We start from the raw sequence: 25,050 nt of genomic DNA, 5'->3' as shown, positions 1-25,050 counted from the left end.
TCTGCGGAACCGATCAGCCCGGTCTCAGCGCCGGGCGCGGACCACCCGGACCCGGAAGGTGTCCTGGCTGGCCTTCACCGCCCTCGACCCCAGGTACTGGGCGACGAGCGTGCGCTTGCCGGTGCCCCAGCTCTTCTTGGCGGTGAGCCGGATCGTGACCTTGCCGCTCGAGCCCAGCGTCGCCCGGCCCACGCTCCGGCCCCGGTCGAGGATCCGCACGGTGCCGGACGGCTGCGCGCCGGTGGCCCGGACCTTGACGACCGCCGTGAACCGCTTGCCCGCCTTGACAGTGCCGGGCTTGGCGTCGGCGGACGTGCTGGACGAGACCTGCCCGGGCTGGCCGGGCTCCCCGGGCGGCACCTCGGTGCCGTCGGAGCAGTAGACGACCTTGATGTCGTCGACGTACCAGCCGTCGAGCCCGCCGCAGCCGTCCCGACCGATGTCGAAGCGGAACTGCAGCTGGTCGCCGGCCTTCCCGAGCTGGCTCAGGTCGACCTGGGTCTGGCCCCAGCTGCCGGTCGGCTCGCCACCGTCGGTGCCGGTCCAGCCCCGCTCGCCGGCCAGCGGGTTGGTGTTGCCCGCGGCCGCCGTGATAATCGTGGCGTTCGGGCCGTTGAAGACGTACGCCGCGGCCGGCACGACGGCGAAGGCGCCGCCGTTCACGCTGACCTTGACGTTGCCGCCGTCGTAGCCGACCTCGGTGGCGACGTAGTGGTCGAACAGCAGCTTCGGCGCCTGGCCGGTCGGGTAGGTCACCGTCGGGCTGGTGATCGAGTCCCGGCTGGAGAAGTCACCGGGCCCGTTGACGCACTGGCCCTCGTCCGGCGCGGGACCGTAGGCCACCCCGTCGGCGTGGCCGGCGGGCGCGTCGGTGGACGCCTTCCACGGGTCGTTGATGCCGCCCTCGAAGACCACCTGGCTGGAGGGGGTCCAGCCGGTCAGCCCGTCCTCGAAGTCCTCCGACCAGGCCACCTCGGTGGACAGGCCGTCCCCGCACACCGACGGGGCGTTGGGGTCGAGGATCGGCTTGAAGTTGCACTGCACCGGGTCGGTGCGCAGCTCGACGGCCTGGCTGACCGCCGTGACGGCCGCGCAGTCCGCGGCCGTGACCGGCTCGGCGTACGCCGTCTGGTCGCGCTCGGCGACCGAGAGGTTGTTGACGCGCTTCCCGGTCAGGTCTGTGCACGACTGGGCGAGGCCGTCGGCGAGGTCGGTGAAGTCCGAGGTCGGGGTGAGGTAGTTGGCCTGGGTGCGCCAGAAGATGTGCGCGGCCTTGGTCAGCCCGATCCCGGGGACCTGGACCCCGTTGTAGGTGCCGCCGTCCACGAGCAGGGCGTAGGCGTGGTTGGGAACCCCCGAGTTGCTGTGCACGCCGCCGCTGTCGTCGGCGCTGCAGAAGTACTGGGCGTCGGTCACCTTGCCCGGGTCGCCGTAGCAGGTCGGGTTCCACATGTCGCGGATCGCGCCGCCGAAGGCGGGGTCGCCCTCGCCGGAGAGCCAGCGGTAGGAGTTGTCGGTCGGCTCCTCGCCCGCAGCCGAGACGGTCACGTTGACGGTGCCGGTCGCGGCGGCCGCCTTGATCCTCTGGCCGTCCTCGTAGCCGACCATCACGCCGTAGATGTCGGCGTCACCGGTCATCGACACCGGGTCCGCGGCCGGGTCGTTCTGGCCGACCACGATGCCCGTGGCCCCCGCCGCCTCGGCGTTGCGGGCCTTGGTGGCGAAGGTGCAGGTGCCCCGGTCGGCGTACGCGAACCGGCCGGCCACCGCTGCCGCGTTGGTGAACGGTGAGCAGGCGTCGGTGGTGGTGCCGCCGTCGGCGGTGCCGTCCTGGGCGACGACGACGTCAGAGGTCACGCCAGCGTCGTCGAAGACCGGGCCGAACGACGCGGCGACCGCCTCGCACGGGCCGGCGATGGAGGCCGGCGCGTTGATAGTCATCTCGACGTCGCCGCGGGTGAACGCCGAGCACTGCCCGACCGTGCGCGGACTGTTCGGGGTCTCGTTGTAGCGCGCGTTGATCTGGTCGACGGTCTCGCCCCAGATGTCGGAGAACGACTCGTTCATGGCGCCGGACTGCCACTGGTAGACCAGCCCGGAGGTGTACTCGGTGTAGGCGTGGCCCCACTCGTGCGCGACGGTGTCGTCGGAGGTCACCCCGTTGCAGTAGTTCGTGGTCACGCCGTTCCAGTTGGCGTTGGGGCAGCTGATCCGCGGGTCGTTGTTGACAGTGCGCATCGTCGCCCCCTCGCCGTCGTAGGAGTCGCGGCCGAAGGAGTTGCGGAAGAACCAGTAGGAGTCGCCGGTGCCGTCGACCAGGTCGAGCTGGGACTGGCTGAGCCCGGTGCGGGGGTTGCCCTCGCGCCAGACCCGGTCCAGGGCGACGCTGTCGTCGGCCGGGTCGTCGGGGGTGCCGCCGTTGTTGACCGAGGCCTCGTAGAGCTCGCGGTCGAGGTAGTCGTGGACCAGCGAATAGCGGTTGACCGGCTTCCCGGTGTCGGCGTCGAGGATGACCATGTCGCGCACGTCGTGGCCGTTGGAGACCTCAATGGCGTAGGCGAGGATCGCCTTGCCGGCCTCGCCCTTGGTGGAGCCGAGGCGGTAGACGATCAGGTCGTTCTCGGCCGCCTCGAGGTTGCCGACGGCGGCGCCGTCGAACGGCGGGTCGGCCCGGACCGTCCGGACCGCGCGGGCCGCGGCGTCGCTCTCGGAGAAGGTGGGGGTGACGTCGAGCTCCAGGTTCGGGGCGGCGTAGCCGTTCACCGATGTCAGGTCGCCCTGCTTGTCGACGTGGGCGCGCAGGCGGGCCCCGAAGACCTCGAGCCCCCGGTAGCGCTGGGTGTAGTCGACGGTCCAGCCGAGGTCGTCGGCCGTCACGCCGCTCTGCTCGAGCTGGGTGGCGCTGGCGCCGAACGCCGCGGCGTACTCCTCGAGGTAGGCGGTGGACTTCGCCGCGGCCGTGTCGGCGGTGCTGGCGCCGACCGACGGCAGCAGGTCGGTGGCCTGGGCGAAGCCGACCTTGCCGGTGGCGGGCTCGGTGGTGATGCGGGCGGTGCCCTGCGCCTCGGCCTTCAGCCGCGAGACGAGGGAGTCACCGGCCGCAGCCTGGGAGGCGGGCCCCGCGGCCGAGGCGGAGAGCCCCGGTACGGCCGCGAGGCCGGCTGCTACGAGAGCAAGACAGAGACCCTGCTGGGAGATCTTCACGAATTGGTTCCCCTCCGAGAGTGGATGAGGTGGCCGCCACCCGGCTGGCCATCCTTTGGGACCTTAGGGACCGTTCTCAGGAATGGTCCAGAGCCCGGCTGGAAAATGTTTTGCTTTCTCGGCCGAAGTCCGCATGCCTTACGGCAGGGAACTGGTGAGTCACCCCACCCTTTCGGGCGGGGCGGTGAGTCGGCCACCGTTCGCCTGCGGGAGCGGTGAGTGAGCCACCGTTCTCGTGGGGGAGCGGTGAGTCAGCCACCGTTCGGGCGCGTGGAACGGTGGTCAGCTCACCGCTGGTCCGATGCGGGCGCGTGGAACGGTGGCTGGCTCACCGCTGGTCCGATGTGGGCACGGAGCGGCCGCGACACGCTCCCCGGCTCCGGCCTGTGGTCCCTGTGACTGGAGTGACGGTGGCCTAGGGTCGACGCCATGGCGACCCGTACGTCTTCCCCGCCGGGGTCGCGGAGCAAGAGCACGTCCACGTCCGGGTCCCGCAACGGGTCCGCACGGAGCGGTTCGAGCACCCGATCCCGGAGTACCACCAGCCGCAGTCCCGCCCGACGCCCGCCGGCGAGCCGGGCGCGCTCGTCGCGCCCTGCGCCCCGCGCCGTGCGCAACGGGCCGGGGCCGGTCGCCCGTGTCGGGACCTCGCTGGCGCGTGGCCTGGTCGCCCTCTGGCTCGGCATCGCCCACGGCGTGGGCGCGGTCGCCCGGGGCATCGGCCGCAGCGCCCGCGACCTCGAGCCCGAGCACCGTCGCGACGGTGCCGGGCTGCTGCTGTTCGGCCTCTCGCTCGTCGTGGCCGCCGCTGTCTGGTTCCAGGTCGCCGGCTCCGCCATGGAGCTGACCCGGACCATGGTCGCCGGCTCGGTCGGCAAGATCGGCTGGCTGGTGCCCCTCGGTCTGGTGTGGATGGGTTGGCGGACCATGCGCGACCCGGTCCGCAACGGCCCGCTCGGGCGCCAGGTCGTCGGCTGGGCGGCGCTCGCCTTCGGCGTGCTCGGCATCGTGCACATCGCCAACGGCAGCCCCGAGCCGATCCGCGGCGACGCGAGCAACCTCCAGGACGCCGGGGGAGCGATCGGCTTCGTGGTCTCCTCGCTGCTGCTGGACCTGCTGCGCACGCCGTACGTCGTGGTGCCGCTGCTGGCGCTGCTCGCGTTCTTCGGCGTGCTGGTGATCACCGCGACGCCGGTCTACCAGGTGCCCGAGCGGCTGCGTGCCCTCGGCGACCGCCTCCTAGGCCGGGCGCCGCTGGAGGAGCCCGAGCCCGCCGCGGGTCGCCGCCGGTCCCCGCTCGACGACATCGACCCCGAGCGCGGCGACCCGGCGTACGACACCCCGGTCGTCGACGAGCCCGAGCCGCGCAGGAAGCGAAGCCGCAAGGACCGCGACGCGCTCGACGTGGCCCTCGAGCAGGACGCCGACCGCGAGGTCGGCGTCGACCTGTTCGCCGCCCCGCCGAGCGATGCCCCCACCGTCGCCAGGCCGGTGCTCCCGCCGGTCGAGGCCGAGGAGGACGACGAGCAGGTCGAGCTCCAGCCGCCGCCGCACTCGCCGCTGCCCGCCCGCGTGGAGCAGCTCGCGCTCTCCGGCGACGTGGTCTACTCGCTGCCCGCCGACGGGGTGCTCAAGCCCGGGTCGGTGCACAAGGCGCGCTCGAAGGCCAGCGACGAGGTGGTCGCGCGGCTCCAGGGCGTGCTCGACGAGTTCAGCATCGACGCCCAGGTCACCGGCTACACCCGGGGCCCGACCGTCACGCGCTACGAGGTCGAGCTCGGCCCCGGTGTGAAGGTCGAGAAGATCATGAACATCCAGAAGAACATCGCCTACGCGGTGGCCTCCGCGGACGTGCGGATCCTCTCGCCGATCCCCGGGAAGTCCGCGGTCGGCGTGGAGATCCCCAACGTCGACAAGGAGATCGTCTCGCTGGGTGACGTGCTGCGCTCCAACGCGGCCCGCTCGGCGCACCACCCGATGGTCGCCGGGCTCGGCAAGGACGTCGAGGGCGGCTTCGTGGTCGCGAACCTCGCCAAGATGCCGCACCTGCTGGTGGCCGGCGCCACCGGCTCCGGCAAGTCGTCGTTCATCAACTCGATGATCACCTCGGTGCTGATGCGCGCCACCCCCGACGAGGTCCGGATGATCATGGTCGACCCCAAGCGGGTCGAGCTGAACGCCTACGAGGGCGTCCCGCACCTGATCACCCCGATCATCACGAACCCGAAGAAGGCCGCCGAGGCGCTGGCCTGGGTCGTGCGCGAGATGGACCTGCGCTACGACGACCTGGCCAACTTCGGCTTCCGCCACATCGACGACTTCAACAAGGCGGTCCGGGCCGGCACCGTGGAGCTGCCGCCCGGCTCCGAGCGCGAGCTGGCGCCGTACCCGTACCTGCTGGTGATCGTCGACGAGCTCGCGGACCTGATGATGGTCGCCCCGCGCGACGTCGAGGACGCGGTCGTGCGGATCACCCAGCTCGCCCGGGCGGCCGGCATCCACCTGGTCCTGGCGACCCAGCGGCCCTCGGTCGACGTGGTCACCGGCCTGATCAAGGCAAACGTGCCCTCGCGGCTGGCCTTCGCCACCTCCTCGGTCACCGACAGCCGGGTCATCCTCGACCAGCCGGGTGCGGAGAAGCTGGTCGGCCAGGGCGACGGGCTGTTCCTGCCGATGGGCGCCTCGAAGCCGGTGCGCGTCCAGGGGTCCTGGGTCACCGAGGCGGAGATCGCCCAGGTGGTCAAGCACTGCAAGGGCCAGCTGGAGCCCAGCTACCGCGAGGACGTGACGGCGCCCGCCGCGTCCAAGCGCGAGCTGGACGACGACATCGGCGACGACCTCGACCTGGTCATCCAGGCGGTCGAGCTGGTCGTCTCGACGCAGTTCGGCTCGACCTCGATGCTGCAGCGCAAGCTCCGCGTGGGCTTCGCCAAGGCCGGGCGCCTGATGGACATCATGGAGAGCCGTGGCGTGGTCGGACCGAGCGAGGGCTCCAAGGCCCGGGACGTGCTCGTCAAGCCCGACGAGATCGACGGCGTGATCGCAACCCTGCAGGGGGAGATGTGAGCGAGCTGATGCACGACCAGTCCACCGTCCAGGAGCCGTCGGTCGTGGAGGTCCGCCGCAACGCCGGCCTCGCCGGGGCCGTCGGCGGCGTCGCGTCGATCGTGGCGATCCTCTACCTCTCCCGGGCCGCCGCCTCCGGCGCCTGGCTGGACTGGGCGCTGTGCCTGGTCATGGGCGCCGTGGCCGCGGCGTACCTCCAGGCGTTCGTCGACGCCCGCACTCCGCTGCTGGTCGCCGACGCGCTCGGCGTCCGGGTGCGGCAGGGGCGCGCCTGGCACGGCATGCCGTGGGCCGACGTCGAGGCCGTCGAGACCCGGGCCCGCCATGGGTTCACCGACGGCTGGCTCGAGGTCTTCCCGCGCGACGGCGAGCCGGTCTCGGTGCCGCTGTCGCTGTCCACCCGTGTGGTCGGGGACGAGGGGGACCTGACCGGAGCGCTGCTGGACCTCGCCGGGGACACCGTCGAGGTCGTGGAGATCGTCGACGAGGTCGAGGACGCCCCGGACAGCCCGGACAGTGTGGCCGGCGTGAACGGGGATTCCGACGACGACCCTGCTCCCGACGCCCTCGACCCGCTGGCCGTGACCGCCCCGGAGGCGCCCCAGGTCTCCCAGGTCTCTCCGGCTTCGGCCGACGACCACCCGGACGTCGACCGCGAGCGGCTGTGGGACCCGCGCCCCTCGCTCGCCCGGGGGATCACCGCGCTGTCGGCGCGGCTGCGGCGTACGCCGGCGGACACCTCGGCCGACTCGGCCGACTCACCGGCCGTCGAGGACGCCCCGGACGTGCGGACCCGCGCCTCCGAGCCCGCCCTGCCGGTCGCCAGCGCGACCCCGAGCCCCCTGCGCGACCCGGTGCCGGCTGCCCGGGTGGAGATCCGCAGCGACCTGACCCTGGGCGCCAACGCGCTGCGCCTGGACCCCGCCGAGACCGAGGACGGCTCCGGCCGCGGGGAGCTGCCCGAGGCGCGCGAGCTGCGCCGTCCCGGCAGCGTGAGCCTGTTCGAGGACACGGTCGCCTGGGGTCCGACGGTCAGCCCGATCGCCCGCGCCGGCGAGCCGGTCGAGCCGATCGTGATCGAGGACTTCCCCGTGGAGCCGGCCGTCGACCCGGTCATCGGTCCCGAGCTCGCGGCGGCCCGCACCCGGCTCGGCCTGAGCGTCGACCAGCTGGCCGACCGCACCCGGATCCGCCCGCACGTGATCGAGTCGATCGAGGTCGACGACTTCGCCCCGTGCGGCGGCGACTTCTACGCCCGCGGCCACCTGCGCACACTCGCCCGGGTGCTCGGGGCCGACGTCGCCCCGCTGCTGGCCGCCTACGACGAGCGGTACGCCGACGCGCCGATCAACCCGCGCCGGGTCTTCGAGGCCGAGCTGGCGACGGGCCCGAACGGAGGCATCCGCGGCACCCGCGGCGGCCCGAACTGGTCGGTCCTGGTGGCCGCCGTGATGGTGCTGGTCCTGGCCTGGTCGGTCGCCCGCCTGGTGATGGACGGCCCGACCGCGCTCAACGACGCGCCACCCCTGAACGGCTCCGGCGGGATCGTCGCGGCCGGGGACCCGGTGCCGGTGGTCCTGGACGCCGCCGGTGGCGGCGCGGCCGTCAAGGTCGTCGACGGCACCGGGCGGACCGTGTTCGACGGTGACCTGGCCTTCGGCCAGACCCGGGTCCTGCGCAAGGTCGTCACGCCGGTGCGCGTCACCAGCTCGGACGGCTCGCTCAAGATCACCCTGGCCGACGGCAAGCCCGTCGAGGTCGGCAAGACCGGCAGCCGGTCGAGCCGGACCTTCGACACGCCCTGAGGCATCCGGGTCCGCGCGAGGTCGGCCACTAGTCCAGGAGCGAGCGGCGGCCCGCCGACCACCCGGAGCCCCGCCCGCGCCGCCCGCCGCCGTGCTCGCGGGCCGCTTGCCGGAGGCGCCGGTGGCGCAGGCGGGCGGCCTCGGGCGGCGGGCGGTCGCCGTGGTGCGCGGCCGCACGGTAGAAGGACCGTTTGACGGCCTCCGCGGCGACGACGTACGCCAGCGTGATCAGCAGCAGCGAGCCGAGCACCGCGGCGGGCAGCGCTCGCAGGCCGAGCAGCTCGGCACCGGGTGAGTAGGGGATGGCGATCGTGACGGCCGCGATCGCCAGCGAGGCGATCAGCAGGCCCGTGCCCGGGCGACTGTGGAACGCCGGCCGCCGGGTGCGCAGCACGAGCAGCACGGCGAGCTCGGTGAGCGTGGAGCCGACGAACCACGCGGATCGGAACACTGTCGAGCCGGCGTCGAAGACCTGCAGCAGGACCGCGAAGGTGAGCAGGTCGAACGCCGTGCTGAGCAGGCCGAAGAGCAGCATGAAGTCCCGGATGAACCGGATGTCCCACTGCTGCGGGTGCTGCCGTTGCTCGGGGTCGACGTTGTCGGCCGCGATCGTGGTGCTCGGGATGTCGGAGAGGAAGTTCAGCAGCAGGATCTGGCGGGGCAGGAGCGGCAGGAACGGGAGGAACGCGGACGCGGCGACCATGCTCATGACGTTGCCGAAGTTCGCGCTGACCGTCGTGGTGATGTACTTCAGGGTGTTGACGAAGGTCTGTCGACCCAGCCGCACCCCGTGCTCCAGGACCGCCAGGTCCTTGTCCATCAGCACGATGGCGGCGGCGCTCTTGGCCACGTCCACCGCGGTGTCGACGGAGATGCCGACGTCGGCGAGGTGCAGGGCCCCGGCGTCGTTGATCCCGTCGCCGAGGTAGCCGACCGTGGCGCCGCCGGCCCGCAACGCCCGGATGATGCGCTCCTTCTGCCCGGGGTCGACCTCGGCGAACACCCCGGTCCGACCTGCCCGGCTGACGAGCTGCTCGTCGTCCAGGGCGTCGATGGCCGTGCCGGTCAGGAGCCCCGTGGGGTCCAGGCCGACCTCGGTGGCGACGTGGGCGGCCACCCGCTGGTTGTCGCCGGTGATCATGCGGACGCCGATCTCCGCTGCCGCCAGCTCGCCCAGGACCCGTGCCGCATCCGGCTTGGGTGGGTCGGCGAACACCAGGAAGCCGACGAAGTCGAGCTCCCGCTCGTCCTCGACCGTGACGGCCCCGACGCCCGGCAGCGCGCGCTCGGCGATCGCGAGCACCCGGTAGCCGGCGTCGCTGAGCTCGCGGAACCTGGCGTCCAGCTCGCTGCGCCGGGTCGGCGCCGTGGCGCAGACGCCGACCACCGAGTCGTAGGCGCCCTTGCAGATCAGCACGCGCCCGTCCGGGCCGTCGACCAGCATGCTGAGCCGCTTGCGCGTGAAGTCGTAGGGCACCTCGTCGACGGCGGCGTACGCCGGGTCCGGCGCGCGGGCGTCGAGGAGGGCGACGTCGATCGGGTTGGAGAACCCGCTCTGCAGCCCGGCGTTGAGCGCCGCCCGCGCGAGCACCGACTCGCTCGCGGCGCCGGTGGCGTCCACGGCGGCGTGCAGCCGCACGGTCCCCTCGGTGAGGGTGCCGGTCTTGTCGGTGCACAGGACGTCCATCGCGCCGAAGTCCTCGATCGCGTCCAGGCGCCTGACGATCACGCGCCTCGCCGCCATCCGTCGCGCCCCCAGGGCCAGGCTCACGGCGACGATCGCCGGCAGCATCTGCGGGGTCAGCCCGACCGCGAGGGAGAGCGAGAAGAGGAGGGACTCGGCGAACGGCCGGTCCAGCGTCACGTTCAGGCCCAGGATCACCAGGGCCAGCACGAACGTGACGCGGGCCAGCAGCAGTCCGAAGCGCCGGATCCCGCGCTCGAACCCGGTCGACGGCGCCGTCTCCTCCAGGCGCCCGGAGAGCCGGCCCAGCTCCGTGCTCGCTCCGGTCGCCACGACCACGGCGAGCCCGCGCCCGCTCACGACGTGCGAGCCGAGGAACAGCGCGTCCACGCGGTCGGCCAGTGCCGTGTCCGCAGGCACCTGGTCGGGACGCTTGTGCTGGGGGAAGGTCTCGCCGGTCAGCGCCGCCTGGTCCACCTGGAGGGCGTCGGCGCTCACCAGCCGGCAGTCGCCGGGTACGACGTCGCCGGCGTTGAGGACGACCAGGTCGCCCGGCACCACCTCCGCCACGGCCACCTCGACGTCGGTGCCGTCGCGCCGCAGGTCCGCGTGCACCTGGACCAGTGCCATCAGCCGCTGCATCTCCAGGGAGGCGCGGCGCTCCTGCCAGAAGCTGAGCAGCCCGCTCAGGCAGACGATCGTGAGGATGATCGCGGCGTCGGTGACGTCCTGGAGCAGCAGCGAGACGATGCTCGCGAACACCAGGATCACGATCACCGGGTCGGCGAACTGCCGCAGCAGGATGACCGCCCAGCCGCCCCGCCGGGGCGGGGCGAGCCGGTTCGGTCCGGCGGCCTCCAGGCGGCGTGCGGCCTCCTCGGCGGACAGGCCGGTCTCGGTCGCGCCCAGCGCGCCCAGGACCACGTCGGCGGGCTGGGCCCAGTAGTCCGCCTCGGCGGCCTGTGCCCAGTAGTCCGCCTCCGCGGCCCGGGCCCAGTCGTCCGCCTCCGCGGCCCGGGCCCAGGGGGTGTCGAGGTCGCGCGGCTGCGGACTCATGGCCTCGATCATGCGGCGCGGCGAGTGCCCTGGTCCACCGTCGCGGGGAGAGCGACAGCTGCCGAGCGTGACGCCGATCACGGGCGGGTGTTGCGAAAACGGGTTCGCGAGCGGGAAGGCGTCATACTCGGTGGTGACATGTCGACCAACTCCACGCTGCCCCCGTCCGCTGAGCACCTGACCTCGGTCGCCCTGGTGACCCTGGGCTGCGCCCGCAACGAGGTCGACTCCGAGGAGCTGGCCGGCCGGCTCGAGGCCGGCGGCTTCCTCCTGGTCGACGAGCCCGCGGACGCTGACACGGTCGTCGTCAACACCTGCGGCTTCGTCGAGGCGGCCAAGAAGGACTCCGTCGACACGCTGCTCGAGGCCGCGGACCTCAAGCTCTCCGGGCGCCCCCAGGCCGTCGTCGCGGTCGGCTGCATGGCCGAGCGGTACGGCAAGGACCTGGCCGACTCGCTGCCCGAGGCCGACGCCGTGCTCGGCTTCGACGACTACCCCGACATCGCCGCCAAGCTGCGTTCGATCATCGCGGGGGAGCAGCACCAGCCGCACACCCCGCAGGACCGCCGCCGGCTGCTCCCGATCTCCCCGGCCGCTCGCGACGCCTCGGCGCTCAGCGTCCCCGGCCACGCGGTCGCCACCAGCGGCGAGGTCGGCGTCGGCGGGCCGGCCACCGGCCCGCGCGGCCTGCGCCGGCGCCTCGACGGTGGCCCGATGGCCCCGCTGAAGCTGGCCAGCGGCTGCGACCGCCGCTGCACGTTCTGCGCGATCCCCGCATTCCGCGGCTCCTTCGTCAGCCGCCGCCCCGCCGACGTGCTCGCCGAGGCGCACTGGCTGGCCGAGCAGGGCGTCAAGGAGCTCTTCCTGGTCAGCGAGAACTCCACGTCGTACGGCAAGGACCTCGGCGACCTGCGCCTGCTCGAGAACATGCTGCCGGGGCTCACCGCCATCGCCGGCGTCGAGCGGGTCCGGGTCTCCTACCTCCAGCCCGCGGAGACCCGCCCGGGCCTGGTCGAGGCGATCGCCACGACGCCCGGCGTCGTGCCGTACTTCGACCTCTCCTTCCAGCACGCCAGCGCCACCGTGCTGCGCCGGATGCGCCGCTTCGGCGACCCGGACAGCTTCCTGGGGCTGCTCGACCAGATCCGCGCGCTCGCGCCCCGGGCCGGCGTCCGCTCGAACGTCATCGTGGGCTTCCCCGGCGAGACCGAGGAGGAGCTGCAGACCCTGTGCGACTTCCTGGTCGCGGCTCGCATGGACGTCACCGGCGTCTTCGGCTACTCCGACGAGGACGGCACCGAGGCCGCCACCCACGGCGGCAAGCTCGACGAGGACGAGGTCCGCGCCCGCACCGAGCACGTCACCGCCCTGGTCGAGGAGCTCAACGCCCAGCGGGCCGAGGAGCGCCTCGGCGAGACCGTCGAGGTCCTCGTGGAGTCCGTCGAGGACGGCGAGATCGCCGGCCGCGCTGCGCACCAGGGCCCCGAGGTGGACGGTACGACGTACCTGACCGGCCTCGAGGCGACCGGCGGGGCAGCGGTGGGCGACCTGGTCTCCGCCGTCGTGGTCGCCACCGACGGCGTCGACCTGATCGCGGAGGTCCGCCGATGACCGACACCACACCCCGGGTCAGCAACGTCAACCTGCCCAACGCGCTCACCACGCTGCGCATCCTCATGGTGCCGTTCTTCGGCTGGGCGCTGCTGGTCGACGGCGGCGACTCGGTGCTGTGGCGCACCGTCGCCTTCGGGCTGTTCGCGGTCGCGATGATCACCGACAAGATCGACGGCGACATCGCCCGCTCCCGCAACCTGGTCACCGACTTCGGAAAGATCGCCGACCCCATCGCCGACAAGGCGATCACCGGCATGGCCTTCATCGGCCTCTCGGTCGTCGGCGACATCTGGTGGTGGGTCACGATCGTGGTCCTGCTGCGCGAGTGGAGCGTGACGCTGCTGCGGCTCTCGGTGCTCAAGAGGGTGGTGATCGCGGCCGCCGACCTCGGCAAGATCAAGACCACCTTCCAGGCCGTGGCGCTCGGCGCGCTGACGCTGCCGCTGCGCGACCCGGACCTGCCGGACTGGCTGCACACGCCCGGCGACGTGGTCTTCTACGTCGCCCAGGCCTCGCTGGTCGTCGCGGTGGCCCTCACCCTGTGGTCCGGCTGGGAGTTCTTCCGCGGCGTGTGGCGCCAGCGCGCCGAGCTCCGCACGCGGTAGCGCGGGGCTCCGCACCCGTTAACGGGGAGTTTCCCTGCGGGCGGTAGGAACCGGGCCGGTCCCGGGTTAGTGTGCGCTCGATCACGCACACGCACCTCCCCGCGAAAGGTCCTTCCGTGACTCCTCCGACCCGCACGCGGCCCGGCTCCCGCGTCGTCGCCGCCGTCCTCGGCCTCGGGCTGGCCACCAGCGCGCTCACCGCCCTGGTGCCCGGCACCGCGCACGCGGCGCCCGTCGACATCACGCTGCTCGACATCAACGACTACCACGGGCGGATCCAATCCGACGGCGGCACCGGCTCGGGCGACGCGACGACGTACAGCACCGTGGAGCTCGCGACGACCGTGCAGGGCATCCGGGCCGAGCGCGGGGCCGGGAACGTGCTGTTCCTCTCGGCCGGCGACAACATCGGCGCCTCGCTGTTCAACTCGGCGCACACCGAGGACGAGCCCACGATCGAGGTGCTCAACGCCCTCGGGCTCGCCACAACCGCGGTCGGCAACCACGAGTTCGACAAGGGCATCGACTGGCTGCGGACCAACGTCGTCGCCGGGACGCCCACCTACACCAAGGCGGACTTCCCGCTCCTTGGCGCGAACGTCTACGCCAAGGGCACCACCACGCCGGCGCCCGGCATCCAGGAGTACTCCACGCACTCGGTCGCGGGGGTCGACGTCTGCGTGATCGGCGCGGTCACCCAGGAGACCGCCAGCCTGGTCTCGCCGGCTGGCATCGCCAGCCTGGACTTCGGCGACCCGGTGGTCGCTGTCAACCGGGTGGCCGGCCAGCTCGAGACCGCCGGCACCTGCGACGTGACAGTCGCCAGCTACCACGAGGGCGCCGGCGCCGGCACCCCCGACGGGTCGACGCTGGAGCAGGAGATCGCCGCCGGCGGGGCGTTCGCCGAGATCGTCACCGGCACCGACCCCGCGGTCGACGTGATCTTCACCGGACACACCCACAAGGAGTACGCCTGGACCGCGCCCAAGCCGGGCGGCGGCACCCGGCCGGTCATCCAGACCGGGTCGTACGGCGCGAAGCTCGGCCGGGTCGACCTGTCCTACGACACCGAGACCGACGCGGTGACGGTCTCCACCGCCGCGCTGACCGCGGTGGGCACGGCCGAGAACCTCGCCGACCCGGTCGTGGCCCGGGTGGACGCCATCACCTCCGCCGCGGTCGCCGCGGCCAACGTGGTCGGCGACGTCGCCAAGGGCACGGTCACCGACGACATCACCACGGCGTTCTCGGGCGGCAGCTACGTCGACGGCGAGTACACCCAGCCCGACCTCACCAAGCGCGACGACCGCGCCTCGGAGTCCACGCTCGGCAACCTGGTCGCCGACGCGCTGCGCGACACCCCGATCACCGACACCCCCGGCCTGCCGAAGCCGGACCTCGGCATCGTCAACCCCGGCGGCCTGCGCGCCGAGCTCTTCCACCGCGGGGACCGGGCCGCCAGCCCCCAGAACGCCGACGGGGTGGTCACCTTCGAGGAGGCGAACGCCGTGCTGCCGTTCGCCAACAACATCTCCTACGTCACCCTCACCGGCGCCCAGCTCGAGCAGGTCCTCGAGCAGCAGTGGCAGACCACCGCGACCGGCAGCCGGCCCTCGCGGCCCTTCCTGCACCTGGGTCTCTCCGACAACGTCCGCGTGGTGGCCAAGCCCGACACGTCGGCGACCTCCCCGGTCGGGGACAACGTCGACGCCGTCTGGATCGACGGCGCGCCGCTCGACCCGGCCCGGCAGTACGTCGTGTCCACGTTCTCGTTCCTGGCCAGCGGCGGCGACAACTTCCGGGCCTTCCAGCAGGGCACGAACCGCGACACCGGCAAGGTCGACCGCGACCTGTGGATCGACGGCTACCTCGCGAACGGCCAGGCGAAGTCGCCGAGCTACGACCGCCGTCAGGTCTTCGCCACCGGGCTGCCCGCGACCCTCACCGCTGGGACCAGCGTCAGCGCCGACCTGAGCCGGCTCAACCTCACCTCGCTCGGCAGCCCGGCCAACACCTCGGTCACGGCGTTCGCGGTCCAGGGCACCTCCTACCGCGAGCTCGGGTCGTTCCCGGTCGACGCCTCCGGCGCGGCAGCGGTCGACCTCACCGCCCCGGCGGACCTGGCCGGCCAGTGGGGCCTGTCGCTGGTCGCCGAGCCGAGCCGCACGATCGTCGGGGCGCCGCTGCCGCGGCTGACCTCCCGGGTGAAGGCGACAGTGCCGAAGCCTCGCTACGGCCAGCGCACCACGCTCTCGGTGCAGGTCGACGCGCCGCTGACCGCGACCGGCAAGGTCACGGTCACCAGCGGCGGCCGCACGCTGCGCAGCGCCCGGCTGAAGGCCGGCGCCGCCAAGGTCACCCTGCGGGCCCGGGACCTGCGCCCGGGCGCTCGCAACCTCCGGGTCACCTACGGGGGCGACGAGCTGATCGCGGCGGACCGGACCAAGCTCCGGGTGGACGTCCGGCGCGCGAGCGCGCAGGTCGCCGTCCGGACCGCGCCGAAGCGGGTCACGGCCCGCAGGACCCGGGCCGTCGTCGTCACGCGCGTGGCCGCCTCGGGTGCCTCGGCCGCAGGCCGGGTCGTGGTCCGGGTCGCCGGCCGCACCTACGCCAGCAAGGTCCGCAACGGCCGCGCCGTCGTGAAGCTGCGGGAGTTCCGGCGCCCCGGTCGCTACCGGGTGCGGGTCCGCTACGCCGGGTCCGACCTGGTCCGGCCCGCCGCGACGACCGCGACGATCAAGGTCACCCGGCGCGGCGCCCGCCGCTGAGGATCGAGGAACCAGCATGAGCCTCCACCCCCGCCAGTGCCTCGCCACCGTCCTCGGCGCCGCGGTCGCCGGCCTCGCGCTGGTCCCCGGACCGGCCCAGGCCGACCCGGCCGGCTCCGGGCTGGTCATCTCCGAGGTGTACGGCGGGGGTGGCGCGACCACCGGCTCCCCGGCGTACGCCGCGGACTTCGTCGAGCTCTACAACCCCACCGACGCGGCGGTGCCGCTGGCCGGGCTCAGCCTGCAGTACCGCTCCGCGGCCTTCTCCAGCACCGGAAGCCCGTCGGTGGCGGCGCTGACCGGCACCGTCCCGGCCGGGCGGCACTACCTGGTCCAGGTCAGCACCGGCGCGCTCGGCCCCGCCCTGAGCGGGGTCGACGAGACCACTGCCACGCCGCTGTCGATGGCCGCGGGCAGCGGCCAGGTGCTGCTCGCCGAGGGCACCGTGCCGGTCCGGGCCCTCGGCGACCTCGCCGGGGCGCCGGGGCTGGTGGACATGGTCGGGTACGGCACCGCTACCAGCTTCGAGACCGCGCCCACCGGGGCGGCCCTGAGCTCGGCGACCTCGGCACAGCGCGCCGCCGGCGGTGCCGACACCGACGACAACGGTGCCGACTTCACCCGCGCCGCGCCCACCCCGACCGGGTCCGGGTCCGACGGCGGCGGGCCGGACCCCGAGCCGGTCGAGGTCACGATCGCCGAGCTCCAGGGGACCGGGGAGGTGACGCCGTACCGCGACCGGCCGGTGGTCATCGAGGGCGTCGTCACCGCCGCCTACCCCACAGGCGGGTTCTTCGGGTTCTACCTGCAGACCCCCGGCACCGGCGGCCCGACCGACCCGGCGAGCCGCACCTCCTCCGACGGCGTCTTCGTCTACCAGCCCCGCGCGGCGGGGCCGGTGACGGTCGGCCCCGGCGACCGGGTGCGGGTCAGCGGCACCGCGGGGGAGTACGCCGGGGCGACCCAGGTCAGCGTCGCGACCGCGGCCGGCATCGAGGTCCTCGACAGCGGGTCCGCCCTGCCCGAGCCGGTGACCGGCCCGTGGCCGGCGACCGCCGCGCAGAAGGAGTCCCTGGAGGGGATGCTCGTGCTTCCCACCGGGGAGTTCACGGTCACCGACACCTACGCCACCAACACCTACGGCGAGGTCGGCCTCGCGGTCGGCGACCGGCCGCTGGTCACGCCCACCCAGGTCGCCGACGCCCAGGACGAGACGGCGATCGCCGCGGTCGAGGCCGACAACGCGGCGCGGGCGATCGTGCTCGACGACGGGTCCTCGACCAGCTTCGCGGACTCCTTCGAGTCCAACGACTACACGCCCACCCGCGGCGACCTGACCCCGCCGTACGTCTCGAACGCGGAGCCGGTGCGGGTCGGCGCCGCGGCCCGCTTCGAGGAGCCGGTGGTGCTCACCCAGGGCGGCAGCCCGTCGGCCCCGACGTACCGCCTCCAGCCGACGCGGACCGTGGTCGGGCCCGAGAACAGCACCTCGCCGGTGTCGTTCGAGAACACCCGGACCGCGGCCCCCGACGAGGCGCTGCTGAACGCGGACGGCCGGGCGGACGTCAAGGTCGCCTCGTTCAACGTCCTCAACTACTTCACGACGCTGGGCGACGCCGACGACGACAACCGGGGCGACAACGTGGGGGACGGGGGCTGCCTGGCCTACCACGACGCGGACGGCGACGGGAACACCGTGCGCACCGGCTGCGACCAGCGCGGGGCCTGGGACCCGCAGGATCTCGCACGGCAGCAGCAGAAGATCGTCGCCGCCATCAAAGGCCTGGACGCCGACGTGGTCGGGCTGATGGAGATCGAGAACTCCGCGGTCGTCGACGGCACCACCGACGAGGCCACCCGGTCGCTGGTCGCGGCGCTCAACCAGGCGGCCGGCGGCACCGTGTGGGCCGCCAACCCGTCCTCGACGGACCTGCCGGCGACGGCCGAGATGGACGTGATCACCAACGCGATCATCTACCGCGTCGACGCGGTGCAGCGGGTGGGCGCCGCCCGCGCGCTGGGCACGCTCAGCGGCCCGGGCGAGGCGTTCGACAACGCCCGGGAGCCGATCGCGCAGGCCTTCCGGCCGGTCCGCGGCGGCGCGCCGGTGCTCGTCGTGGTCAACCACTTCAAGTCCAAGGGCTCCGGCGTCGACGACGGCACCGGCCAGGGCAACGCGAACCCGGACCGGATCGCCCAGGCCGAGGCGCTGGCCGGCTGGGTGCCGACAGTCCAGGCCGACCTCGGCGTCGACCCGACCCTGCTGATCGGGGACTTCAACGCCTACGCGATGGAGGACCCGCTCCAGGTGCTCTCCGGGGCGGGCTACACCAACGTCGAGCTCGCCTCCGGCAACGAGGAGTACTCCTACTCCTTCGACGGCATGGTCGGCTCCCTGGACCACGCGCTCGCGAACGCCGCGGCGCTGGACCTGGTCACCGGGGTCGACGTGTGGAACATCAACTCCCCGGAGTCGATCGCCCTGGAGTACAGCCGCTGGAACTACCACGCCACCGACTTCCACCAGCCGACGCCGTACCGCTCCTCCGACCACGACCCGGTGCTGGTCGGGCTCGACCTGGTCGACGACCGCCGTGCCTCGACCACCGCGGCCGTCGCGATCCCGCCGATCGCCCGGGTGGGCCGCACCCGCGTCCAGGTCCTGGTCGCGGTCGCCGCCCGCGGCCGCGCCCCGGCGACGGGCACGGTGACGGCCACCGGCCCGGACGGGAGCGCCACGGCCCCGCTGCGCAACGGCCTGGCCCGGATCGACCTGCCGCGGTTCACCACCCCCGGGCTGCACCAGGTGGAGGTGTCCTACTCCGGCGACGACGCCACGGCACCGAGCACCCAGCGGGTGAGCGTCTGGGTGCTGCGCTGACCGATCGGAGCCACCCGTTCTCGGTCTGCCTCGGGCGGTCGGCCCCCGGGGCGGATCGGTTGGCGGCGGTCCTTACGATGCGGGGCATGGCCGACGACGACCTCACCCTCTCCCAGCGCGTCCACCTGCTCCTGCGCGCCGGCGGGCACACGGTCGCGACCGCCGAGTCGCTGACCGGGGGCCAACTGGCGGTCCGGTTCACCGAGACGCCGGGCGCCTCGGAGACCTACCTCGGCGGGGTCGTCACCTACGCCACCGAGCTGAAGAAGACGGTCCTCGACGTCGACCAGGAGATCGTCGACCGGTACGGCGTGGTCTCCGCCGAGTGCGCCCGGGCCATGGCCTCGGGGGTCAAGGCGCTGACCGGGGCGTCCTTCGGCGTCGCGACCACCGGGGTCGCGGGCCCCGCCGAGCAGGAGGGCAAGGAGCCCGGCACGGTCTTCGTCGGCATCGCCGGCCCCGGCCTGATCGAGGCGGTCGAGCTCGACCTCGACGGCGAGCGCGGCGAGATCACCGCGGCCACCTGTGACGAGGCGCTGTCGGCGCTGGCCGGCATCCTCGCGAGGGAAGAAACCGCCCTCGGGTAGCGTTGGCCCACACACAGACCGGAAAGGGGATCGCGCATGGTGCTGTTCCGTCGGCTCCTCGGCGACGTGCTGCGTGAGCAGCGGATGCAGCGCGGCATGACGCTGCGCGAGGTCTCCGCGGAGGCCCGGGTCAGCCTCGGCTACATCTCCGAGATCGAGCGCGGTCAGAAGGAAGCCTCCTCCGAGCTGCTCGCCTCCCTGTGCACGGCCCTCGAGCTGCCGCTCTCCGCGGTGCTGCGCGAGGTCTCCCACGCGGTCGCCATCGAGGAGAGCATCCTCGAGCAGGCGAGCCTCGCGGCCACCCCGATCGCGGTCGGTCGGCCCGCCGGCGACGTGGTCGCCTCCGCCGCCTGAGCCGCGCTTCCTGAGCCGACGCCTGACGACCTACGCCGGCTGGCAGTGCGGGCACCAGTACGTCGCCCGCTCCCGCCCGGCGGGTCCGGCCATGTCCACCGCGACCGGCGTGCCGCACCGCCGGCACGGCGACCGGTCCCGGCGATAGACCCACATCCGGTCCCCGGTGCGCAGGCTGCCGGTGGTCGACTGGGTGCCACGCTCGGCGTTGAGGGCCAGCACCTGCTGTGAGCGGCGCACCAGCCGGGGCAGGGCGGCGATCTCGCCGACCGGCGTCCGGGGGTGCACGCCGGCGAGGAAGCACAGCTCCGCGGCGTACATGTTGCCGATCCCGGCCAGGTTGCGCTGGTCCAGCAGCGCCTCGGTGATCGGCCGGCCGGGGTCCGCGCGGAGCCGGCGCAGCGCCTCCTCCTCGTCCCAGTCCGGACCGAGCAGGTCCGGGCCGAGGTGGCCGACCACCGTGCCCTCCTGGGCCGTCGGCAACAGCTCGACGACGCCCAGCGAGAAGCCCACGGCCACGCTCGACGCGGTGCGCAGCACCACCCGGGCCTGGTGGGCCGGCCGCCGCCAGGGCTGGCCGGGCCGCAGCACCCGCCAAGCGCCCTCCATCTTCAGGTGGGTGTGCAGGGTCAGCTCCGCGCCCTCGTGGGAGATCCGGGTGAGCAGGTGCTTGCCGCGCGCGACCGTCGTGGTCACGGTGCCCCCGGTGAGGTCGCTCGTCGCCAGCTGGGGGACCCGGAAGTCGGTGGCGGTGAGCACGTGGCCGGTCAGGGACCGGTCCAGCAGCCCCGCGGCCCGGTGCACGGTGTCGCCCTCAGGCACCGGGGCCCCGTCCGGCGCGGGAGTCCAGCCGCAGCCCCTTCGGGGTCGAGACGAACCCCGCGTCCTGGAGCGCGGTGCGCAGCGGGGTGGTCGCGCCGAGGAGCTGCTCGCCGTCGGCCCGCTCCACAGTCAGCCGGCCCAGCGAGCCGCGCCGCGCGGCGTCGGCCAGCGCCTGGGCCGCCGGGCCGAGCAGGTCCGGGTCCTCGGACCAGGTGAGGAGGGTCCGGCCACCGCGCTCGACGTAGAGGACCAGGCGGCCGTCGACCAGCACGACCAGCGCGCCGGCCTTGCGGCCGGGGCGGTGCCCGCTGCCCGCCGCCTCCGGCCAGGCCAGCGCCGCGCCGTAGGGGTTCGCGGGGTCGGTGGCCGCGAGCGCCGCCACGACCGGCTTCTCGGCATGAACCTCGCGCGCGGACCCGGCGTACGTGCGCAGCCGGTCCACGGCCCCGGCCGTGCCGAACTGGGCGGCGCCGAGGCCGTCGACGAAGTAGCCGCGGCGGCACCGGCCGGACTCCTCGAACGCCGAGAGCACCTTGTACGCCGCGGCGAACCCGCCCGGCAGCCGCTCGCTGACCACCGCGCCGCGGATCACCACGCCGTGGCGGTCCAGGAGGTGCTCGGCCGCGGCGTGGGCGCGCCGGGTCGGGTCGGGGTCGATCTCGGGCAGCAGCGCCCAGCGGCCGGCGGTCTCGGGCGGGCCGGTGCGCACCGGCATCCGGCCGCGGGTGGTCGAGGTCATCCGCAGCCGGGGCGGCGGCCGGCGGGACCGGTGGCTGGGGGTGCCGGAGCGGGTCAGCGCCCGCAGCGGGGTGAGCGTGTCGTTGCTGATCCGGCCCGCCCAGACCAGGTCCCACAGGGCGGCGGAGAGCGCGGCGTCGTCGGCGGCGCCCACCGTCTGCGCCAGCTGGCGGAAGAACCACGCCCCTCCCGGCGCCAGCGCGTCGAGGACTGCCTGCTGGAGCTCGGTGACCGGGTGGTCGGCCCCGGTCTGCGGGTCCGGCAGCGTGAGCGGAGCCTGGTCGGCGAGGTGCAGGGAGACCCAGCCGTCGGCCCCGGGCAAGGCACCGTGGCCGGCCCAGAGGACCTCGCCGGCGGCGGTCAGCTCGTCGAGGAAGGACGGCTCGTAGTCGATCACCCGGGAGGCCAGCACCAGCGGCTCCAGGGCGCTGGCCGGCACCGGACAGCCGGCCAGCTGGTCGAGCACCAGCAGCACCCCGTCGATGCCGCGCGGGCCGCCGCGACCGGAGCCGGCGGCGGTGACGTGCTGCCACGCGGGCAGGAACCGGCCCAGCGCCTCGGGCTCGACCGGCTCCACCTCCTGGCGCAGCCGCGCGAGCGAGCGGCGGCGCAGCCGGCGCAGCACCTCGGCGTCACACCACTCCGGTCCCGCGCCGGACGGCCGGAACTCGCCGTCGACGACCCGGCCCTGCCCGGCGAGGCGCTGCAGGGTGTGGCGGACCACCGCGCCGCCCAGGCCGAGCCGCTCGGCGACCTGCTCGGTCGTGAACGGCCCGTGGGTGCGCGCGTAGCGCGCCACCAGGTCGGCCAGTGGGTCCTCCACCGGCTCGGCGAAGGCCTCGGGGGTCCCGGGCGGGACCGGGACGCCGAGGCCGTCGCGGAGCCGGCCGACGTCCTCGACCACCGCCCAGCGCTCCTGGCCGGCGACCCGGACCGCGACAACCCGGCGCGCCTCGGCCAGCGCCGCCAGCCAGTCGTCGACGTCCGCGCCGTCGGTGGACCGGTCGCGGACCTCCTCGGTCGACTGCGGCCCGAGCAGCCGCAGCAGGTCGACCACGCCCTCGGCGTCACGGGCCCGGCGGTCCGGCGCCAGCCGCTGGAGCTGGGCCTCGACCTCGGCCAGCACGTCGGGGTCGAGCAGCTCGCGCAGCTCGGCGCGGCCCAGCAGCTCGGCGAGCAGCCCCTGGTCCAGGGAGAGGGCCGCCGCCCGGCGCTCGGCGATGGGGGAGTCGCCCTCGTACATGAACTGGGCGACGTAGCCGAACAGCAGGCTGCGCGCGTACGGCGAGGGCGCCTGGGTCGCGACGTCGACGACCTGGATCTCGCGGCGCTCCACGCCGCCCATCAGCGCGACCAGGGCCGGCAGGTCGTAGACGTCCTGGAGGCACTCGCGCACCGCCTCCAGGACGATCGGGAACGACGGGTAGCGCACGGCGACCTCGAGCAGCGCCGCCGCGCGCTGGCGCTGCTGCCAGAGTGGGGAGCGGCGGCCCGGGTCGCGCCGGGGCAGCAGCAGGGCCCGGGCCGCGCACTCCCGGAACCGGGCCGCGAAGAGCGCGGACCCGCCGACCTCGGCGGTCACCAGCTGGTCGATCTCCTCGGGGTCGAAGACCACCAGGTCGCCGCCCGGCGGCTCGGCGTCGGTGTCGGGGATCCGGATCACGATCCCGTCGTCGGAGGCGACGGCCTGGCCGTCGACGCCGTACCGCTCGCGCAGCCGGGCGTTGATGGCCAGCGCCCAGGGCGCGTGCACCGGGGTGCCGTAGGGGGAGTGCACGACCAGGCGCCAGTCGCCGAGCTCGTCGCGGAACCGCTCGACCAGCAGGGTGCGGTCGCTGGGCAGCACGTTGGTGGCCTCGAGCTGCTCGTGGAGGTAGGCGACGAGGTTGCCGGCGGCCCACTCGTCGAGGCCGTCGGCCTGGGCGCGCTTGCGGGCCGCGGCCGGCGGCAGCGCGCCCAGCTCCCGGGTGAACGCCCCGACCGCCGCGCCGAGCTCCGCGGGCCGGCCCGGCGAGTCGCCCTTCCAGAAGGGCAGCCTCCCGGGGATCCCCGGCGCCGGGGTGACCAGGACCCGGTCGTGGGTGATGTCCTCGATGCGCCAGCTGGTGGCGCCGAGGGCGAAGACGTCGCCGACGCGGGACTCGTAGACCATCTCCTCGTCGAGCTCGCCGACCCGGCGGCCGGGGCCCTCGCCGCCGACCAGGAAGACCCCGAACAGGCCCCGGTCGGGGATGGTGCCGCCGCTGGTGACCGCGAGCCGCTGGGCGCCGGGGCGCCCGGTGATGGTGCCGGCGACGCGGTCCCAGACGATCCGGGGACGCAGCTCGGCGAACTCGTCGGAGGGATAGCGACCGGCCAGCAGGTCGAGCGTGGCGTCGTACGCCGAGCGCGGCAGCGCAGTGAACGGCGCGCTGCGGCGCACCAGTGCGAAGAGCTCCTCGACGTCCCACGCCTCCAGCGCCGTGGTCGCGACCACCTGCTGGGCCAGCACGTCGAGCGGGTTCGCCGGGACCCGCAGCGCCTCGATGGCGCCGGTGGTCATCCGCTCCACCGCGACGGCGGTCTGGGCCAGGTCGCCGCGGTGCTTGGGGAAGAGCACCCCGCGGGAGATCTCCCCGACCTGGTGGCCGGCGCGGCCGACCCGCTGTAGCGCGCTGGCCACCGACGGGGGCGACTCGATCTGGACGACGAGGTCGACGGCACCCATGTCGATGCCGAGCTCGAGGCTGCTGGTGGCGACCACCGCCGGCAGCCGGCCGCGCTTGAGGTCGTCCTCGATGAGCGCGCGCTGCTCCTTGGAGACCGAGCCGTGGTGGGCCTTGGCGATCACCTGGGTGGCGCCGCCGCCGGACCCCGACTGGGCCATCACCTGGGCCGGCGGGGCCCCGTCCGGGGTCGGCTCTCCGGTGGCGCGCTCGGTGGCGATCTCGTTGAGCCGGGCGGTGAGCCGCTCGGCCAGGCGCCGGGAGTTGGCGAAGACGATCGTGGAGCGGTGCGCCTCGATGAGGTCGACGACGCGCTCCTCGACGTGCGGCCAGATCGACTGGGCCCGGGCCGGGTCCGCCCCGTCCTCGCCTCCATCGCGGTAGGCGTCCGGCGCGGTCATGTCCTCGACCGGCACCACGACCTTGAGGTCCCACTGCTTGGCCGCGGGAGGCGCGACGATCTCGACCGGCGCCGCGCCGCCGAGGAAGCGCGCGACCTCCTCCAGCGGGCGGACCGTGGCGGAGAGCCCGATCCGCTGGGCCGGCCGCTCCAGCAGCGCGTCGAGCCGCTCCAGGCTGATCGCGAGGTGGGCGCCGCGCTTGGTGCCGGCCACTGCGTGCACCTCGTCGAGGATCACGGTCTCCACCCCGCGCAGCGACTCGCGGGCCTGGGAGGTGAGCATCAGGAACAGCGACTCCGGGGTCGTGATCATGATGTCCGGCGGCGCCGTGACCAGCCGGCGCCGCTCGGCCGCGGGCGTGTCGCCGGAGCGCACCCCGACGCTCAGCTCGGGGACTGTGGTCCCGAGCCGCTCGGCGGTGTGCCGGATGCCGGTCAGCGGCGCGCGGAGGTTGCGCTCGACGTCGACGGCGAGCGCCTTGAGCGGGGAGATGTAGAGGACCCGGCAGCGCCGAGCCCGGTCCTCGGGCCGGGGCGTGGTCAGCAGCCGGTCCAGCGACCACAGGAACGCGGAGAGGGTCTTGCCGGAGCCGGTCGGGGCGACGACCAGCGCGTGCCGACCGGCGCCGATCGCCTCCCAGGCGCCGGCCTGGGCCGGGGTCGGGGCCGCGAACGCCGCGCCGAACCACGCGCGGGTCGGCTCGCTGAACCGGGAGAGGACGTCGGCCACCTCCTCATCCTGCCCGACGGCACCGACAGGC

Annotated in this window: 12 protein-coding genes; 8 read left to right on the top strand and 4 right to left on the bottom strand. The window is 74.0% G+C overall.

The window, feature by feature from the left end; translation table 11 throughout:
- Positions 1-24: 24 nt before the first annotated feature.
- Positions 25-3,204, bottom strand: a complete 3,180-nt coding sequence (locus EBO35_RS20300; protein WP_122817880.1) for a M4 family metallopeptidase — start codon at positions 3,202-3,204, stop codon at positions 25-27.
- Between the two features lie 429 nt (positions 3,205-3,633).
- Here EBO35_RS20300 and EBO35_RS11770 point away from each other — a divergent pair, with 429 nt between their 5' ends.
- Together EBO35_RS11770 and EBO35_RS11765 are read left to right on the top strand one after the other, a co-directional pair.
- On the top strand, positions 3,634-6,270 hold the full coding sequence (locus EBO35_RS11770; protein WP_206422546.1) for an FtsK/SpoIIIE family DNA translocase: 2,637 nt from the start codon (positions 3,634-3,636) through the stop codon (positions 6,268-6,270).
- Positions 6,267-8,075, top strand: coding sequence for a helix-turn-helix domain-containing protein (locus tag EBO35_RS11765; RefSeq protein WP_122817878.1), 1,809 nt, complete (start codon positions 6,267-6,269; stop codon positions 8,073-8,075). Before EBO35_RS11770 ends, EBO35_RS11765 begins: the two co-directional genes overlap by 4 nt.
- A gap of 28 nt (positions 8,076-8,103) precedes the next feature.
- Here EBO35_RS11765 and mgtA read toward each other — a convergent pair whose 3' ends face one another.
- Positions 8,104-10,815, bottom strand: coding sequence for a magnesium-translocating P-type ATPase (gene mgtA / locus EBO35_RS11760; protein WP_122819685.1), 2,712 nt, complete (start codon positions 10,813-10,815; stop codon positions 8,104-8,106).
- Between the two features lie 138 nt (positions 10,816-10,953).
- Here mgtA and rimO point away from each other — a divergent pair, with 138 nt between their 5' ends.
- The 6 genes from rimO (at position 10,954) to EBO35_RS11730 (ending at position 19,624) form a co-directional block, all read left to right on the top strand.
- The gene (rimO, locus tag EBO35_RS11755; RefSeq protein WP_122817877.1) at positions 10,954-12,426 is read left to right on the top strand and encodes a 30S ribosomal protein S12 methylthiotransferase RimO; all 1,473 of its coding nucleotides are present in this window, start codon (positions 10,954-10,956) and stop codon (positions 12,424-12,426) included.
- Positions 12,423-13,034 (top strand): CDP-diacylglycerol--glycerol-3-phosphate 3-phosphatidyltransferase, encoded by a 612-nt coding sequence (gene pgsA, locus EBO35_RS11750; RefSeq protein WP_122817876.1) that lies wholly within the window; start codon positions 12,423-12,425, stop codon positions 13,032-13,034. Before rimO ends, pgsA begins: the two co-directional genes overlap by 4 nt.
- 116 nt (positions 13,035-13,150) lie before the next feature.
- A complete protein-coding gene (locus tag EBO35_RS11745; RefSeq protein ID WP_122817875.1) occupies positions 13,151-15,802 on the top strand; it encodes a 5'-nucleotidase C-terminal domain-containing protein in 2,652 nt (883 codons plus the stop codon).
- A 16-nt stretch (positions 15,803-15,818) separates the two neighbouring features.
- Positions 15,819-18,683, top strand: coding sequence for an ExeM/NucH family extracellular endonuclease (locus EBO35_RS11740; protein WP_122817874.1), 2,865 nt, complete (start codon positions 15,819-15,821; stop codon positions 18,681-18,683).
- A gap of 86 nt (positions 18,684-18,769) precedes the next feature.
- Positions 18,770-19,270 carry a CinA family protein gene (locus EBO35_RS11735; protein ID WP_122817873.1) on the top strand — a complete coding sequence of 167 codons (501 nt, stop codon included), beginning with the start codon at positions 18,770-18,772 and terminating at the stop codon, positions 19,268-19,270.
- A gap of 36 nt (positions 19,271-19,306) precedes the next feature.
- A complete protein-coding gene (locus tag EBO35_RS11730; RefSeq protein ID WP_122817872.1) occupies positions 19,307-19,624 on the top strand; it encodes a helix-turn-helix domain-containing protein in 318 nt (105 codons plus the stop codon).
- Positions 19,625-19,654: 30 nt separating this feature from the next.
- Here EBO35_RS11730 and EBO35_RS11725 read toward each other — a convergent pair whose 3' ends face one another.
- Together EBO35_RS11725 and EBO35_RS11720 are read right to left on the bottom strand one after the other, a co-directional pair.
- Complete coding sequence (locus tag EBO35_RS11725; RefSeq protein WP_122817871.1) at positions 19,655-20,446, bottom strand: DNA-formamidopyrimidine glycosylase family protein; 792 nt, start codon at positions 20,444-20,446, stop codon at positions 19,655-19,657.
- Positions 20,439-25,019, bottom strand: coding sequence for an ATP-dependent helicase (locus EBO35_RS11720; RefSeq protein WP_122817870.1), 4,581 nt, complete (start codon positions 25,017-25,019; stop codon positions 20,439-20,441). Before EBO35_RS11720 ends, EBO35_RS11725 begins: the two co-directional genes overlap by 8 nt.
- Positions 25,020-25,050: the final 31 nt, after the last annotated feature.

This window comes from Nocardioides pantholopis, from assembly GCF_003710085.1.
Classification (GTDB): Bacteria; Actinomycetota; Actinomycetes; order Propionibacteriales; family Nocardioidaceae; genus Nocardioides; species Nocardioides pantholopis.
This window is presented reverse-complemented; position numbering and strand designations above follow the sequence as displayed.

Coding starts and splice junctions, on each gene's coding strand:
- EBO35_RS11770 (WP_206422546.1), top strand. CDS start 3,634: ATGGCGACCCGTACGTCTTCCCCGCCGGGGTCGCGGAGCAAGAGCACG.
- mgtA (WP_122819685.1), bottom strand. CDS start 10,815: ATGAGTCCGCAGCCGCGCGACCTCGACACCCCCTGGGCCCGGGCCGCG.
- rimO (WP_122817877.1), top strand. CDS start 10,954: ATGTCGACCAACTCCACGCTGCCCCCGTCCGCTGAGCACCTGACCTCG.
- pgsA (WP_122817876.1), top strand. CDS start 12,423: ATGACCGACACCACACCCCGGGTCAGCAACGTCAACCTGCCCAACGCG.
- EBO35_RS11740 (WP_122817874.1), top strand. CDS start 15,819: ATGAGCCTCCACCCCCGCCAGTGCCTCGCCACCGTCCTCGGCGCCGCG.
- EBO35_RS11735 (WP_122817873.1), top strand. CDS start 18,770: ATGGCCGACGACGACCTCACCCTCTCCCAGCGCGTCCACCTGCTCCTG.
- EBO35_RS11730 (WP_122817872.1), top strand. CDS start 19,307: ATGGTGCTGTTCCGTCGGCTCCTCGGCGACGTGCTGCGTGAGCAGCGG.